Raw genomic sequence first — 15,299 nt, forward strand, 5'->3', positions numbered from 1 at the left:
TGTCCTTGGTGGCCCGTGTCACTGCGGGAATTGGCAGTGCCGCGGGCGCGGTGCGTTCAGCTCCGCGTCCTGCTCGAGGGATCTTCACGGTCGGGTCCCGAGTTCGCTGGTCTGGCCCTCGCGTGATCGGCGGGCAGCGGGGGCTCCGCTTCGTGTGTTTCTGGATGGAGGCCTGATGGTTGGCGATGGCATCGAAAGCGGACAAGATGATCGATAATCGGCCGAGCGCATTCGAGCTCAAGTCGGGCGGTTTCACGCTGCCGATGATCCGATTGCTCGGCGATGATCTGGATGCGGTGGCGCATCAGCTTGGAACCAAGGTCGAACAGGCCCCGGATTTCTTTCGCAACACCCCGATCGTGATCGATCTCGGTGCGTTGCCGCCGGACGCGCAAGGCATCGACTTCCCGATGCTGGTGGGCCTTCTGCGCGGTTATGGTCTGATCCCGTTTGGCGTGCGGGGTGGATTGGAAAGGCACCATGCCGCGGCGCGGGCGATGGAGTTGGCGGTCCTCGGCGAGTCACGGGTCACCCGCGAGAAGCCGGCGGGCGCGCCGGCCCTGCCATCACGTCCGGCGCCGCGCACGCGACCGGCCGAGCCGGACGACGAGCCCGGCGACGAGTCGGTCGTGTCAGCGAGCTTCACCTTGATCACTCGGCCGATTCGGTCCGGGCAACGCATCCACGCGATGGGTGGCGACCTGTCGATCGTCGGGCCGGTCAGCTCCGGTGCCGAGTTGATGGCCGACGGCAATATCCATGTCTACGGCCCGTTGCGCGGGCGCGCGATGGCCGGGATGAACGGCAATCTGGAGGCGAGGATATTCTGTCTCGACCTGCAGGCCGAGCTTGTATCGATAGCCGGGCATTATCGGGTCAGCGAGAACATCCCGGCGACCTTGCGCGGTGTGACGGTGCAGATCTATCTCGATGGTCAGGCCTTGCGCATCGAACCCTTGTGATCGAGCCGCCGGCCCGCGCGCGACCGGGGTCGGCCCATCAATCCAGATCAACCTTTGCGTGTCCTGTTAACTCAAGGAGGGCCAGACGTTGGCCAGAATCATTGTTATTACCTCCGGCAAAGGCGGCGTCGGCAAGACCACCACCGCGGCGGCTTTTGCGATGGGGCTGGCCCAGCGCGGCCACAAGACGGCGGTTGTCGATTTCGATGTCGGCTTGCGGAATCTCGACCTCATCATGGGTTGCGAGCGGCGTGTCGTCTTCGACTTCGTCAATGTCATCAACGGCGAGGCCAACCTGAATCAGGCCTTGATCCGCGACAAGCGGTGCGATCAGCTCTTCGTGCTGCCCGCGTCTCAGACCCGCGACAAGGATGCCTTGACGAAGGATGGGGTCGGACAGGTCATCGATGAATTGTCCAAGACCTTCGACTATGTCGTCTGCGATTCGCCGGCGGGGATCGAGCATGGGGCCATGATGGCCATGTACTATGCCGACGATGCGATCGTCGTGACCAATCCGGAGGTCTCGTCGGTCCGCGACTCGGACCGCATGCTCGGGATCCTCTCGAGCAAATCGCGACGCGCCGAGGCCAACGAGGCGCCGATCGAGGAATTCCTGTTGCTGACCCGCTATGTACCGGAGCGGGTCGCACGCGGGGAGATGCTCAGCGTCGACGACGTGCAGGAGATCCTGTCCCTGAAGCTGATCGGCGTGATTCCCGAGTCGCAAGCGGTGCTCAATGCGTCGAACGCCGGCAATCCGGTGATCCTCGACAAGCACAGCCAGGCAGGCATGGCCTATTCGGATACTGTCGATCGTTACTTGGGTCAGGAACGGCCGCATCGCTTCCTGACGATCGAAAAGAAGGGTCTGTTGAGCCGCTGGTTCAAGGGGTGACACCATGGGATTGCTCGACTACTTTCGTGGCCAGCGCTCCAAGGGCAGTGCTGAACTCGCCAAAGAACGCTTGCAGATCCTGGTCGCCCACGATCGGGCCGAGCGCAGCCGTCCGCTGTATTTGCCGAAGCTGCAGCGCGAGATCCTCGAGGTGATCCGCAAGTATGTCGCGGTCGACATGGATGCGATCTCGGTCAACTATGAACAGGACGAGGATCGCGAGGTTCTCGAGGTCAATGTCGTCCTGCCCGATGCGGTCGATCAGCGATCCTGAGCCGGGCCTCTCAGGTCCCGGGGCACGAGCTGCACGTGGTGAAGGGCCTGCCGCGTCGGGTTTTGCCCGCCTTTTCGAGGATGGAGCTTGAAGGCGTGTTGGCGTCGCCCCAATTCGCGACACAACCCCATAAGCGACCGGAGAAAAGACGATGCGGATGGACAAACTGACCAGCAAGTTCCAGTTGGCGCTGGCCGAGGCGCAAAGCCTCGCGGTCGGACGGGATCACCAGTTCATCGAACCCGTGCATCTGATGGTGGCGCTGCTCGATCAGGAGGGCGGCGCGGTCCGCCACCTGCTGGCGCGGGCCGATGTCAATGTCAACCAGTTGCGCTCGCGACTCGGCGAGATCCTCGATCGGCTGCCGCAGGTCGAGGGCACCGGTGGCGATGTCCTGGTCGGCAAGGACCTCGGGCGTCTGTTGAACCTGACCGACAAGTTCGCGCAGCAGCGCAAGGACCAGTTCATTCCGTCGGAGTTGTTCGTGTTGGCCGCGCTCGAGGATCGCGGCGAGCTCGGCCAGGCGTTGCGCCAGGCCGGTGCCGCGAAGGGCCCGCTCGAGCAGGCCGTCGACGCGGCACGCGGCGGCCAGGCGGTCGAGGATCCGAACGCCGAAGAGACCCGCCAGGCGCTCCAGCGCTACAGCATCGATCTGACCGAGCGGGCCGAGCAGGGCAAGCTCGATCCGGTCATCGGCCGTGACGACGAGATTCGCCGCACGATCCAGGTCCTGCAGCGGCGGACCAAGAACAACCCGGTGCTGATCGGCGAGCCCGGCGTCGGCAAGACCGCGATCGTCGAAGGGCTGGCGCAGCGCATCGTCAACGGCGAGGTGCCCGAAGGGCTCAAGACGAAACGCTTGCTGGCGCTCGACATGGCCGCGCTGATCGCCGGGGCCAAGTATCGCGGCGAGTTCGAGGAACGGCTGAAGGCGGTGCTCAACGAGGTCGCGCGCGAAGAAGGGCAGGTGATCCTGTTCATCGACGAGTTGCACACGATGGTCGGCGCCGGCAAGGCCGAGGGCGCGATGGATGCGGGCAACATGCTCAAACCCGCGCTCGCCCGCGGCGAGCTGCACTGCATCGGCGCGACGACGCTCGATGAGTATCGCAAGTACGTCGAGAAGGACGCGGCGCTCGAGCGGCGCTTCCAGAAGGTGCTCGTCGATGAACCGAACGTCGAGGACACGATCGCGATCCTGCGCGGCCTCAAGGAACGCTATGCGGCCCACCACGAGGTCAAGATCACGGACCCGGCCATCGTCGCCGCGGCGATCCTCTCGCATCGCTACATCACCGACCGTCAGCTCCCGGACAAGGCGATCGACCTGATCGACGAGGCCGCGGCCCATATCAAGGTCGAGATCGACTCGATGCCCGAGGAGATGGATCGGCTCGACCGCCGCCGGATCCAGCTCAAGGTCGAGCAGGAGGCGATGAAGAAGGAGACCGACGAGGCCTCGAAGAAGCGCCTCGCCGATCTCGAGGGCGAGATCGCCCGCGTGGAGCGCGAGTTCTCGGACCTCGAGGAGATCTGGAAGGCCGAGAAGGCTGCCGTTCAGAACAGAGCCCGCATCGAGAAGGAGCTCGAACGAGCGCGGTTCGAGAGCGATGCCGCGCACCGCGCCGGCGATCTGACGCGGGTGTCCGAGCTGCAATATGGCCGTATCCCCGAGCTCGAGAAGCAACTCGCGGCAGCTGATCAGGCCGATCAGGGCGAGATGCGGCTGCTGCGCGACGAGGTCACGGCCGAGGAGATTGCCGAGATCGTCTCCAAGTGGACCGGCATCCCGGTCGCGCGGATGCTCGAGGGCGAACGCGACAAGCTGCTGCGGATGGAGGAGGCCCTCGAACGACGGGTCGTCGGCCAGCAGGAGGCGCTGCGCGCCGTCAGCGATGCGATCCGCCGCTCGCGGGCGGGGCTGGCCGATCCGTCGCGGCCGATCGGTTCGTTTCTGTTCCTCGGCCCGACCGGCGTCGGCAAGACCGAGCTGTGCAAGGCACTGGCCGAGTTCCTGTTCGATACCGAAGAGGCGATGGTTCGGATCGACATGTCCGAGTTCATGGAGAAGCACTCGGTCGCGCGCCTGATCGGCGCCCCGCCCGGCTACGTCGGCTACGAGGAGGGTGGTTACCTGACCGAGGCGATCCGCCGACGGCCCTACAGCCTGATCCTGCTCGACGAGGTCGAGAAGGCCCATCCCGATGTCTTCAACGTCCTGCTCCAGGTGCTCGATGACGGCCGCCTGACCGATGGCCAGGGGCGTACCGTCGATTTTCGCAATGCGGTCGTCGTCATGACCTCGAACTTGGGCTCGGAGGTGATCCAGCAGCTCGCTGGCGAGGCCAATTACGCGCGGATGAAGGAGTCGGTCATGGAGATCGTCCGCCATGCCTTCCGGCCCGAGTTCATCAACCGGCTCGATGAGATCGTCGTCTTCCATCCGCTGCAGCCGGCGCAGATCCGAGCGATCGCCCAGATTCAGATTCGCTATCTGCAACAGCGATTGGCCGATCGCGAGATGCGCCTGGAGATCAGTGATGCCGCGCTCGACCACCTCGGCAAGGCCGGGTTCGATCCGGTCTATGGGGCGCGACCGCTGAAACGGGCGATTCGGGCCCAGCTCGAGAATCCGTTCGCGCAGGCGATCCTCGCCGGGCGCTTCGGGCCCGGTGACATCGTCCAGGTCACCCAGGGCCCGGACGGCGAGCTGCTGTTCGATCGTGTCGTCGAGGGGGAGCTCGTTTGAGAGGTGGCCGTTGGCGCGTCGCCACGGTGGGGCGCCCGCCGCCAGGTCGCGCGGGCGCCTTGGCCTCGTTCGAACGTGCAAATTCCTGACCACAACATTAAACTCTGCCGTCTCGTGGTCAGTCGTCGTCCTTTGACCGGCCTCGCTTCCAAACCGCACCCACCAACGGATCTCGAACTTTTGCAATGGGGAAGTGTCAATGCAATCGGGCTCAGGGACGCCTGTCAACTGGGTCGGCCTGAATGTCTGATAGGCAGGTCGATCAGGAGCTTGTGGCGCGGGCGCAACTTGGAGACAAGCGTGCCTTCGACCTGTTGGTACTCAAGTATCAGCAGAAGGTCGGCAGTCTCATTGGACGTTATATTCGCGATTCCACTGAGGTCCTCGATGTCACGCAGGAGGCCTTCCTGAAGGCCTACCGTGCGTTGCCCGGTTTTCGTGGCGAGAGTGCCTTCTACACCTGGTTGTATCGCATTGCGATCAATACGGTGAAGAATTACATGGTCGCCCAGGGACGGCGTCCGCCGGGAGAAGATGTCGATGCCGAGGTTGCCGAGCAGATGGATATGGGCGCGCGGCTGCGCGAGAACGCAACCCCCGAGCGCGAGTTGTTGACCGAAGAGATAGCCCAAACGGTGCAGCAGGCCCTCGATGATCTGCCTGACGATCTACGCACGGCCATCGTGTTGCGCGAGTTGGAAGGGCTGAGTTACGAGGAGATTGCGGTGGCGATGGAATGCCCGATCGGTACCGTGCGCTCGCGGATCTTCCGGGCCCGCGAGGCGATCGACAAACGGCTCAGACCTTTGCTGAACCCATGATTCCCGGGTAGGTTCCACGATGAGAGACGATCAGACACAACAACTCTCGGCCTTGATCGACGGCGAGCTCGGCCCGAGGTCCATGGTCTCGCTGTTGGATGCGATCGAAAGCGACCCGGACCTGGCCGCACGCTGGGAGCGCTATCACCTGATCTCCGCGGTGCTGCATCGGGAAAGGGTCCGGGATGCGTACCGCGGCGTCGCGGATGCCGTTTCGGTGCGGCTGGCCCAGGAGGCGACGGTGCTCGCACCCGAAGCGAGCCGAAGTCAGCGGCGCAGGCCTTCGATGGCACGGTTCGCTCCGTTCGTCGGTGCCGGTCTGGCCGCGTCGGCGGCATTCTTGGCGGTGTTTGCAGTGCCGACCTTTTTCGATTTCGGCAGTGGACCCGAGGGGCCACCGGGGAGTCGGGTCGCGGTCTCGGAACCGGCGCCGACCCCGCCGTTCTCGTTGGTGCAGGGCGGTCCGCGCTGGCATGTCAGCGAGCCGGAGTTGGAGACCAAGCTCGATCGGTTCCTCGTGACCCATCAGGAATACGCCCCGACCGCGGGGATCAAGGGTCTGCTTCCGTATGCGACCTTCGTTGGCTATGAAGCCGCTCGCTGATCCCCGCTCCCTCGTCTGGATCCTGGCGGCCTGCCTGATGCCCTGGATGGCGACTGGCCTGGCGGCGGCACCGCCGAACTCGGCAGCCAGTCAACTGCAGCGTATGGCCGATGCGGTCAACTCGTTGAGTTTCGAAGGCACGCTCGTCTATCTGCACAAGAATCGTCTCGAGACGCTCCATATCCGCCATTCGATCGAGGACGGGCAGGTCCGCGAGCGCTTGATCTCGATGACCGGTCCCGTGCGGGCCGTGACGCGCGAGGATGACGAGGTGACCTGCGTGCTGCCGAACAGCCAGACGATCTCCGTCAGGCGGCACGGGGTGACTCATGATCTGCTGCGATCCCGGGCCCTCGATCCGGATCTGCTCGGCCACCACTATCAGGTCCATGGGCTGGGGGCTGCCCGTGTCGCGGGTCGCGAGACCGAGGTCGTTGGGCTGGTCCCGCGCGATGACTTGCGCTATGGCTACCGCTTCTATCTCGACCGCGAGACCGGCCTGCCGCTGAAGACCGACCTGATGGGGGCGGAGGCCGAACCGATCGAGCAGATCATGTTCACATCGCTGCAATTGACGCACGACGACGCGTCGGGCAACCCGGTGACGTCCCGTTCGACCGGCCCACGTCATAAGCCTTGGTCGGCGATCGCGGCGGAGACGCACTGGCGTTTTGCGCAGATGCCCGACGGCTTCGAATTGCTGATGCACAAGGCCGCGACACAGCCCGCCAATGGCCCGGCCGAGCCCGAGCACTTCCTGTTGTCGGATGGCTTGGCGGCGGTGTCGGTCTACATCGAACCCGACTCGGGCGGGGGGCTCTTAGGCGAGACCCGGATCGGTGCGATCCATGCCGCGGGAGGGCGGATCGCCGGTTACCATGTTACCGTCGTCGGTGAAGTTCCCGCGGCGACCGTGGCCATGTTCCTCGCGTCGCTCGAATACATCGGTGAGGACGTGCGATGATCGAACAAACGGGCCGGGTCGTGCGGCGAGATGGTGACGTGGCCGAGATCGAGACCGAACGTCGCACCAGTTGCGGTCATTGTTCGGTCAATACCGGTTGCGGAATCGCGTTGCTCGACCGGTTCCTCGGGCGTCGTCGACAGTGTCTCATGGTGTTGAATCCAATCGGCGCTGAACTCGGGCAGCGTGTCGTCATCGGGATCCCGGAAGCCTCTCTGCTGTCGGCCTCGGTAGCGGCCTACCTGGCGCCGATCCTCGCGTTGATCGGCGGCGCCTTGGTCGCGCAGTGGCTTGCCGGGTGGATCGGGGCCGGCGGCGGCGAGACGATCGGCGTCCTGGGTGGTCTGTTGGGTCTGGTCGCGGGGCTCGCCTGGCTCGCGCATTTCAGCCGCCAACACGCTGGCGACCCGCGGTATCGGGCCGTGATTCTGCGGCTGGATCGGGATGGGTCCAGTATCCCGCAGATCGTGTCCCTCGACCTGAGTGCCACCGGACCGAAAGGTCCCTGAGAGCCGCTCGTGTCACGGCAAACCTTGGAGAGTCTATGTCCAGCATTCGTCTGCCGGTAGCGCTTCTGGTCGCTGCCCTCCTTGTCCTTCTCGCCCCGTTCGGTGTCGCGGCGCGCGGTTTGCCGGCCTTCACCGACCTGATCGAACAGAACGGCCCGGCGGTCGTCAACATCAGCACCCAGCAGATCCACGGGGGTGCGCCGACGATGCAGTTCGCGATCCCGGATCTGCCCGAAGACAGTCCCTTCTACGACCTGTTCCGGCGATTCTTCGGCGAGGAGGGTGAGCTTCATGGCGAGCAGATCCCTTCCAGGTCGTTGGGGTCGGGTTTCATCATCTCGAGCGATGGGGACGTCTTGACGAATGCCCATGTCGTCGATGGGGCGACCGAGATCATCGTGCGGACCAGCGATCGCCGCGAGTTCGTCGCGACCGTGGTCGGCAGCGACAAGCGCAGCGATATCGCGCTCTTGAAGATCGACGGCGAGGATCTGCCCTTCGTGAGGTTGGGTTCCTCCGATGATCTCAAGGTCGGCGAATGGGTTCTGGCGATCGGTTCGCCGTTCGGTTTCGAGCATTCGGCCACGGCCGGCATCGTCAGCGCCAAAGGCCGCAACCTGCCCAGCGACAACTATGTTCCCTTCATCCAGACCGACGTCGCGATCAATCCGGGCAATTCCGGCGGTCCGCTGTTCAATCTCGACGGCGAGGTCGTCGGCGTCATCTCGCAGATCTACAGTCGCACCGGCGGGTTCATGGGCTTGTCCTTCGCGATCCCGATCGATGTGGTCATGGACGTCGTGCATCAGCTGAAGACGAAGGGGCATGTCAGCCGGGGATGGCTGGGGGTGCTGATCCAGGACGTCACGCGCGAGCTGGCCGAAACCTTCGGTATGCCGCAACCGAGGGGGGCCTTGATCGCGCAAGTGCTGCCGGACGGTCCGGCGGCCCAATCGGGTCTCAAGGCCGGCGACATCATTCTGCGTTTCAACGGCATCGATGTGCCGACGTCGAGCGCATTGCCGCCGATCGTCGGGGCGAGCTCCGTCGATGCGACCGCGGAGGTCGAGGTGTTGCGTGATGGCGAGATCGTGCGGATTCAGGTCGTCCTCGGTGAGCTGCCCGACGAGGATGCCCTGGCGCAGACCGGCCGGCCGACACAGCCACCCCAGGCGACGGCGAATCGTATCGGACTGATCGTCAGCGACCTGTCTGCCGAGCAGCGTGCCGAGTTCGGCGTCGAACAGGGCGGCGTGCAGGTCGACAGTCTCGCGAACGGCGAGGCGGAGCGCGTCGGTATCCGGGTGGGGGACTTGATCCTCGCGATCAACAATCAGCCGATCGAATCGGCGGCGCAATTCAACGAGTATCTGGCTGGTCTCGAAGCGGGTCGATCGGTTGCCCTGTGGGTGCAGCGCGGTGACGGTCGTCTGTTCTACGCGATCCGTTTGCCGGAGAACCCGCGTTAGCCAGCTGGCATCCTGATCAGGCCGCTGCGGTCGTCGTTTCTGTCCGCCGCCGCAGCGGCCCCATGCTCCCGACCTCGGCCAGCCATGCGCTGTGCATCAGGCCCTGATGCCCGTGCCGGTGGCCCGACAACAGGGTGCCAGCGTCTCTCCGTCACCGGAGAGAGGCCCGCGCACTCGGTGATTTTAACCTTGGAATTCCGGCTTCTGGTATGATCCGAGATTGCTTGGGTCTCGCTCGAGACGATCGGCCGAGGCGTTGTCGGCTCCCGTCTCGTGACCGGCGCTAGGACCGTCGGTTGCACCAGTCCCCGCATGGCATGGTCGCGACACGCTTTGAAGACATCCTTGTCGGTGGGGCGTCGACGCCCCTGTCGTCGGCGGTCGCGTCCATGACAGGCCAAGACTGTCGCGACGAGCGATACCCGTGATACCGGAAACAGGGGTCGCGGTCCGTCTGCGCGACACCGAGCCGAAACCAGCCGACGCGCTACCCGCAACGCACGTGCATGAGAGTCGATAGAGACCGATGGCCGATCTCGATCATATCCGTAACTTCTCCATCATCGCCCATATCGACCACGGCAAGTCGACGATTGCGGACCGATTCATCCAGTTGTGCGGTTCACTGACCGACCGTGAGATGTCGGCGCAGGTCCTCGACTCGATGGACCTCGAGCGGGAGCGCGGCATTACGATCAAGGCACAGAGCGTAACCCTCGACTATCAGGCCCGCAATGGCGAGGTCTACCAGCTCAATTTTATCGATACCCCGGGTCACGTCGATTTCTCGTACGAGGTGTCGCGCTCGTTGGCGGCCTGCGAGGGGGCGCTATTGGTCGTCGACGCAGCACAAGGTGTCGAGGCCCAGAGCGTCGCGAATTGCTACACCGCGATCGAGCAGGGCCTCGAGGTCCTGCCGGTCTTGAACAAGATCGATCTTCCGTCGGCGGAGCCCGAGCGCGTGATCAAGGAGATCGAAGAGATCATCGGCCTGGAGGCCCATGACGCGCTGCACGTCAGCGCCAAGACCGGCGTCGGCATTCCGGATCTGCTCGAGGCCCTGGTCGCGCGAATCCCACCGCCCCAAGGCGATGTGTCCGCGCCGCTCCAGGCCCTGATCATCGATTCCTGGTTCGACCCCTATGTCGGCGTCGTGTCGCTGGTGCGGGTCATGAACGGCGAGGTCCGGCCGCGCGACAAGATCCAGATCCTGTCGACGGGTCGGACCCATCAGGTCGACAACGTCGGGGTCTTCACGCCGAAGAAGCTGGAGCGAAAGTGCCTGAGCACCGGAGAGGTCGGTTACCTGATCGCCGGGATCAAGGAAATCGACGGCGCGCCGGTCGGGGATACGATCGTCCGTGCCGATCGTCCAGCGCCGAAGCTGGCCGGTTTCAAGCAGATGCAGCCACGGGTCTTCGCCGGCCTCTATCCGACCGATTCCGATGCGTACGAGGAACTGCGCGAGGCGCTGAGCAAGTTGCGGCTCAACGACGCCTCGCTTTTCTATGAGCCCGAGACCTCGCAGGCACTCGGTTTCGGGTTTCGCTGTGGCTTTCTCGGCATGCTCCATATGGAGATCGTCCAGGAGCGGCTCGAGCGCGAATACGATCTCGACCTGATCACGACGGCCCCGACCGTGATCTACGAGGTGCAGCGGTCCAACGGCGAGGTCATCCCGGTCGACAATCCCGCGAACCTGCCCGAACTCAGCCAGATCGCCGAGATCCGCGAGCCGATCATCGAGGCGCATGTGCTGGTCCCGCAAGATTATCTGGGGGCCGTGATTGGCCTCTGCATCGAGAAGCGCGGGGTCCAGAAGCAGATCCAATACCTCGGTGGCCAGGTCCAGGTGACCTATGAGTTGCCGTTGAGCGAGGTGGTGCTCGACTTCTTCGACCGATTGAAGTCGGTAAGCCGCGGGTTCGCGTCCTTCGAGTACGAATTCAAACGCTTCCAGAAGGCGAGTCTGGTCAAGCTCGATATCCTGATCAACGGCGAGGCCGTCGATGCCTTGTCGATGATCGTACACCGTGATCACGCCCAAACCCGCGGTCGCGAACTGACCGAACGCATGAAGAACCTGATCCCGCGCCAGATGTTCGAGGTGGCGATACAGGCCGCGATCGGTAGCAAGATCATCGCGCGCACGACGGTCAAGGCCCTGCGCAAGAATGTCACGGCCAAATGTTACGGCGGTGATGTGACCCGTAAACGCAAACTGCTCGAGAAGCAAAAGGCCGGCAAACGACGGATGAAGCAGGTCGGGCGGGTCGAGATCCCGCAACAGGCCTTCCTCGCCGTTTTGCAGGTCGATAAGGACAACTAGGAACCTGTTCCATGCATTTTGATTTTCCAACCGTTTTGGTCGTCGCGACCTTCGTCAGCGGGCTCATTTGGCTCATCGATGCGGCCTGGTTCGCCCCGCGGCGGCGCGCCGCGCTCGGGGATGGCGCGGCGAAGACCAAGGAGCCGGTCATCGTCGACTACGCCCGATCCTTCTTCCCGATCCTGCTGGTCGTTCTGCTGCTCCGCTCCTTTGTCGTGGAGCCCTTTCGGATCCCCTCCGGTTCGATGATGCCGACGCTGTTGGTCGGCGACTTCATCCTGGTCAACAAATACGCGTACGGTTTGCGTTGGCCGGTCCTCAACACCAAGTTCGTCGAGGGTGGCGAGCCGCAACGCGGCGATGTGATCGTGTTCCGTTTTCCGGAGGATCAGCGCATCGATTACATCAAGCGGGTCGTGGCGGTCCCGGGCGATGAGCTGGCCTATCGGGACAAGACGCTCTTCATCAACGGCGAGGCACAGCCGCAGGAATCCATAGGCTATTACTCGGGCATCGGCGCTAGCACCGCGTTGCGGGGCACGCTGGAGTTGCGTGAGGACTTGACGGGCCGAGAGCACCGCATTCTGGTCGATCCGCGACGGCCGGATTTTCCGCCGATGTGCCGGGAGTTGGCCTATGGTCCGATTACCGTCCCGGAAGGACACTTTTTCACGATCGGCGATAACCGTGACAACAGCAACGACAGTCGTTGTTGGGGCCTGGTGCCCGAGGCCAATCTGGTCGGGCGGGCCTTTGCGATCTGGATGCACTGGGATCGGCAGCGCGATGGCTTCCCGATCGATTGGGGGCGCATCGGCGGCCGCATTCATTAGCCAGGGGTCAGGTGTGATGACGAATCGACTTTCCCGTCAACGCGGTATCGGCTTCCTCGGGATCCTGTTCTGGCTCATCCTGGCCGGCAGCCTGTTGACGGTCGCTTTGCGACTGGGCCCTTCGTATCTGGAATTCATGACGATCAAGTCGGTCATGACCTCGGTGCGTGACGACCCGAGTGCCGTCGGTGCGCCGCGCGGCACGATCCTGCGAATGATCACGACTCGGCTGGATATCAACAACGTCGGTTCGGTGGGCCCGCGCGATTTCCATTTCGAACGCGTGCCGGATGGGGGTACCGAGGTCAGGGTCGAGTACGAGGTGCGGAAACCGGTGGCCTTCAATATCGACGCCGTCCTGATGTTCGAACACAAGGAAGTGATTCCGGCGCCGTGAACGAGGATCTGCGACCGCTCAGCAAGCGGCTGGGACACCGCTTCGATAATGAAGCCCTGTTGGAACAGGCCTTGACGCACCGCAGTGCTGGGAGTCGTAATAATGAACGCCTGGAATTTCTCGGCGATGCGCTGCTCGGACTGATCATTGCCGAGGCCTTGTGGGCTCGCTTCCCCGAGGCTTCCGAGGGCCAGCTCAGCCGCTTGCGCGCCTCGTTGGTCAACAAGGAACGACTCGCGGGGCTGGCCCGTGAGCTGGCCCTGGGCGACTATCTGCGGCTGGGGCCGGGGGAGTGGCGAACCGGGGGGCATGGCCGGGACTCGATCCTGGCCGATGCGTTGGAGGCGACGTTCGCCTCCGTCTATCTGGATCGCGGCTTCGATGCGGTGCGCCGCGTGATCCTGGGACTCTACGAGGAGGCGTTGGCCGGCACTCGCGACGACCAGGTCGGCAAGGATCCCAAGACACGCCTGCAGGAGTGGCTTCAGGGACGCAAGCGGCCGCTGCCGGAATACGAGGTGCGGGAGATCGGGGGGAGTCCCCACGCGCAACAGTTCCTCGTCGGTTGCCGTCTGACCGATGACGGCAGCGAGGTTTGTGGTCAGGGGACCAGTCGGCGGCGGGCCGAGCAGGCCGCCGCCGAGGCGATGCTGAGGCGAATCGAAGATGACAGCCAGTCCCACCAATCGTAGCGGCTACGTCGCCATCATCGGCCGTCCGAATGTCGGCAAGTCGACGTTGCTCAATCGTCTGATCGGCCAGAAGCTGGCCATCACATCCCACAAGGCCCAGACGACGCGCCACACGATCCTGGGCATCAAGACCCGTGAAGATGGCCAGATGGTCTTCGTCGACACTCCCGGTCTCCATCAGCGCGGGTCCAGTGCCCTGAATCGCTATCTGAACCGCGCGGCGCGATCGGTGATCGGCGAGGTCGATCTGGTGCTCTTCGTCGTCGAGGCCGGGCGCTGGACCCATGAGGACGATCAGGCCCTGACTGCGTTGGCCGTGGCCGGGACCCCGGTGATCGCGGTGATCAACAAGATCGACCGGCTCGGCGACCGGACGCGACTATTGCCTTACCTCGAGGCCCTCGGCGCACGCCATGGCTTCCGCGACCTGGTGCCGGTCTCGGCGGTCCGCGGCGATCAATTGGATGTGCTCGAATCCCTGATCATGGCCGTGTTGCCGGAGCGTGAAAATCTGTTTCCGTCCGACCAGATCACTGATCGCTCGGAACGCTTTTTGGCCGCCGAACTGGTGCGCGAACAATTGATGCGGCGCTATGGCGATGAATTGCCCTATCGCACCGCGGTCGAGATCGAGCACTTCGAGGACCTCGGTGGTCGTTATCGGATCCATGCGCTGATCTGGGTCGAGCGGCCGGGGCAGAAGGCGATCATCATCGGTGATAAGGGCGAGGCCTTGAAGGCTGCGGCCAGCGAAGCCCGCCAGCAGATGCAACGGATGTTCGATTGCCCGGTGCATCTGGAGGTCTGGGTCAAGATCCGCAAGAACTGGTCGAGCGACGAGGCGGCCCTGGCCAGCTTGGGTTACCGCGAACACTGATTCGTTCGAGCCCCTCGGATGGATCGCACCGGGACCGGCGCGACGGCGGGCCATCTTCACCGATGCCTGGTCTTGCACCGCCGTGAATTCGCCAACACCAGCCTGTTGGTCGAGGTCTTGTCGCCGACCCATGGCCGCTTTCCGGCCATCGCGAAGGGCGCGCGTCGCGGGCGGGCGCCGTTGGCCGGCCTGCTCCAGCCCTTCCAACCCTTGTGGTTGGGCTGGAGCGGACGCGGCGAGGTGCGCACGCTGGGGCGTGTCGAGGCGGCCGGTCGGGCCTTTGCCCTCGACGGAGATCACCTCTACTGTGGCTTCTATCTGAACGAGCTTCTGATGCGGGTCCTCGCGCGTGATGACCCGCACGAGGATCTGTTCGGCCATTACCTGACGGCATTGCACGACCTGGCCGACCGTCACCCGATCGATGCGGTGTTGCGGCCGTTCGAGCTTCGCTTGCTCCGGATCCTCGGTTATGGGCTGGTGCTGGATCGTGAGGCGGACACCGGCCGGCCGGTGCAAGGGGCGCAACGCTATCGTTACCAGCCCCAACAAGGCATCGTGGCCGTCGGTGTGACCGACGGATGCCCGTTTGACAGCTTGTCCGGGGAGACGCTGCTGCAATTGGCGGCGGATCGGCCGCCGGCCGGCGATGCGCAGATCCGCGAGGCCAGGCGCTTGCTACGCGCCGCGTTGGCGCCGCATCTCGGCACGCGGCCCTTGATGAGTCGCGAGTTGTTTCGCGGTCGACGGTCGTGAGGGGCGATCCTCGGACAGGAGACGCCGCGACATGCCCAGCCCCCCGCTGCTCCCCGGCTGCGGGCGTCAGACGCGCCCGGGATCGACGCCGGCGGAGTCGGGTGTCAATCCAGCCGTGGTGCGCGCGTCCTGCTAAAATCGGGGCCGCGAACCCGCCAGTCTCCG

Annotated in this window: 15 protein-coding genes; all 15 read left to right on the plus strand. The window is 64.2% G+C overall.

Annotation, left to right across the window (positions count from 1 at the left end; all coding sequences use genetic code 11):
* Positions 1-206 precede the first annotated feature (206 nt).
* The 15 genes from minC to recO all read left to right on the plus strand — a co-directional run bounded on the left by minC (position 207) and on the right by recO (position 15,134).
* Positions 207-962: a septum site-determining protein MinC gene (minC, locus tag ABC977_RS07425; protein WP_369666621.1), complete on the plus strand. Its 756-nt coding sequence runs from the start codon at positions 207-209 to the stop codon at positions 960-962.
* An 88-nt stretch (positions 963-1,050) separates the two neighbouring features.
* A complete protein-coding gene (gene minD, locus ABC977_RS07430) occupies positions 1,051-1,860 on the plus strand; it encodes a septum site-determining protein MinD (RefSeq protein ID WP_369666622.1) in 810 nt (269 codons plus the stop codon).
* A gap of 4 nt (positions 1,861-1,864) precedes the next feature.
* Complete coding sequence (gene minE / locus ABC977_RS07435; RefSeq protein ID WP_369666623.1) at positions 1,865-2,134, plus strand: cell division topological specificity factor MinE; 270 nt, start codon at positions 1,865-1,867, stop codon at positions 2,132-2,134.
* A 151-nt stretch (positions 2,135-2,285) separates the two neighbouring features.
* On the plus strand, positions 2,286-4,883 hold the full coding sequence (clpB, locus tag ABC977_RS07440; RefSeq protein WP_369666624.1) for an ATP-dependent chaperone ClpB: 2,598 nt from the start codon (positions 2,286-2,288) through the stop codon (positions 4,881-4,883).
* A gap of 242 nt (positions 4,884-5,125) precedes the next feature.
* Complete coding sequence (gene rpoE, locus ABC977_RS07445) at positions 5,126-5,704, plus strand: RNA polymerase sigma factor RpoE (protein ID WP_369666625.1); 579 nt, start codon at positions 5,126-5,128, stop codon at positions 5,702-5,704.
* Positions 5,705-5,723: 19 nt separating this feature from the next.
* Positions 5,724-6,308 (plus strand): sigma-E factor negative regulatory protein, encoded by a 585-nt coding sequence (locus tag ABC977_RS07450; RefSeq protein WP_369666626.1) that lies wholly within the window; start codon positions 5,724-5,726, stop codon positions 6,306-6,308.
* Positions 6,292-7,272, plus strand: a complete 981-nt coding sequence (locus tag ABC977_RS07455) for a MucB/RseB C-terminal domain-containing protein (protein WP_369666627.1) — start codon at positions 6,292-6,294, stop codon at positions 7,270-7,272. Before ABC977_RS07450 ends, ABC977_RS07455 begins: the two co-directional genes overlap by 17 nt.
* Entirely contained in the window at positions 7,269-7,781 is a 513-nt protein-coding gene (locus ABC977_RS07460) for a SoxR reducing system RseC family protein (RefSeq protein WP_369666628.1), read from the plus strand. The genes ABC977_RS07455 and ABC977_RS07460 overlap by 4 nt, the downstream gene beginning before the upstream one ends.
* Positions 7,782-7,816: 35 nt before the next feature.
* Positions 7,817-9,250, plus strand: coding sequence for a DegQ family serine endoprotease (locus ABC977_RS07465; protein ID WP_369666629.1), 1,434 nt, complete (start codon positions 7,817-7,819; stop codon positions 9,248-9,250).
* A gap of 526 nt (positions 9,251-9,776) precedes the next feature.
* Complete coding sequence (gene lepA, locus ABC977_RS07470) at positions 9,777-11,579, plus strand: translation elongation factor 4 (protein ID WP_369666630.1); 1,803 nt, start codon at positions 9,777-9,779, stop codon at positions 11,577-11,579.
* An 11-nt stretch (positions 11,580-11,590) separates the two neighbouring features.
* Positions 11,591-12,412: a signal peptidase I gene (lepB, locus tag ABC977_RS07475; RefSeq protein WP_369666631.1), complete on the plus strand. Its 822-nt coding sequence runs from the start codon at positions 11,591-11,593 to the stop codon at positions 12,410-12,412.
* 16 nt (positions 12,413-12,428) lie between these two features.
* Entirely contained in the window at positions 12,429-12,809 is a 381-nt protein-coding gene (locus tag ABC977_RS07480) for a DUF4845 domain-containing protein (protein WP_369666632.1), read from the plus strand.
* Complete coding sequence (rnc, locus tag ABC977_RS07485) at positions 12,806-13,501, plus strand: ribonuclease III (protein WP_369666633.1); 696 nt, start codon at positions 12,806-12,808, stop codon at positions 13,499-13,501. The genes ABC977_RS07480 and rnc overlap by 4 nt, the downstream gene beginning before the upstream one ends.
* Positions 13,476-14,378 carry a GTPase Era gene (gene era / locus ABC977_RS07490; RefSeq protein WP_369666634.1) on the plus strand — a complete coding sequence of 301 codons (903 nt, stop codon included), beginning with the start codon at positions 13,476-13,478 and terminating at the stop codon, positions 14,376-14,378. Before rnc ends, era begins: the two co-directional genes overlap by 26 nt.
* A gap of 18 nt (positions 14,379-14,396) precedes the next feature.
* Entirely contained in the window at positions 14,397-15,134 is a 738-nt protein-coding gene (gene recO, locus ABC977_RS07495; RefSeq protein ID WP_369666635.1) for a DNA repair protein RecO, read from the plus strand.
* Positions 15,135-15,299: the final 165 nt, after the last annotated feature.

It is taken from the genome of Thioalkalicoccus limnaeus, from assembly GCF_041197575.1.
GTDB lineage: Bacteria > Pseudomonadota > Gammaproteobacteria > Chromatiales > Chromatiaceae > Thioalkalicoccus > Thioalkalicoccus limnaeus.

What these genes read in the sequence shown, in the direction of transcription:
- ABC977_RS07460 (WP_369666628.1), top strand. Translation starts at nt 7,269, where the DNA reads ATGATCGAACAAACGGGCCGGGTCGTGCGGCGAGATGGTGACGTGGCC.
- ABC977_RS07455 (WP_369666627.1), top strand. Translation starts at nt 6,292, where the DNA reads ATGAAGCCGCTCGCTGATCCCCGCTCCCTCGTCTGGATCCTGGCGGCC.
- minC (WP_369666621.1), top strand. Translation starts at nt 207, where the DNA reads ATGATCGATAATCGGCCGAGCGCATTCGAGCTCAAGTCGGGCGGTTTC.
- ABC977_RS07450 (WP_369666626.1), top strand. Translation starts at nt 5,724, where the DNA reads ATGAGAGACGATCAGACACAACAACTCTCGGCCTTGATCGACGGCGAG.
- minE (WP_369666623.1), top strand. Translation starts at nt 1,865, where the DNA reads ATGGGATTGCTCGACTACTTTCGTGGCCAGCGCTCCAAGGGCAGTGCT.
- lepA (WP_369666630.1), top strand. Translation starts at nt 9,777, where the DNA reads ATGGCCGATCTCGATCATATCCGTAACTTCTCCATCATCGCCCATATC.
- ABC977_RS07480 (WP_369666632.1), top strand. Translation starts at nt 12,429, where the DNA reads ATGACGAATCGACTTTCCCGTCAACGCGGTATCGGCTTCCTCGGGATC.
- ABC977_RS07465 (WP_369666629.1), top strand. Translation starts at nt 7,817, where the DNA reads ATGTCCAGCATTCGTCTGCCGGTAGCGCTTCTGGTCGCTGCCCTCCTT.
- recO (WP_369666635.1), top strand. Translation starts at nt 14,397, where the DNA reads ATGGATCGCACCGGGACCGGCGCGACGGCGGGCCATCTTCACCGATGC.
- lepB (WP_369666631.1), top strand. Translation starts at nt 11,591, where the DNA reads ATGCATTTTGATTTTCCAACCGTTTTGGTCGTCGCGACCTTCGTCAGC.
- era (WP_369666634.1), top strand. Translation starts at nt 13,476, where the DNA reads ATGACAGCCAGTCCCACCAATCGTAGCGGCTACGTCGCCATCATCGGC.
- clpB (WP_369666624.1), top strand. Translation starts at nt 2,286, where the DNA reads ATGCGGATGGACAAACTGACCAGCAAGTTCCAGTTGGCGCTGGCCGAG.
- rpoE (WP_369666625.1), top strand. Translation starts at nt 5,126, where the DNA reads ATGTCTGATAGGCAGGTCGATCAGGAGCTTGTGGCGCGGGCGCAACTT.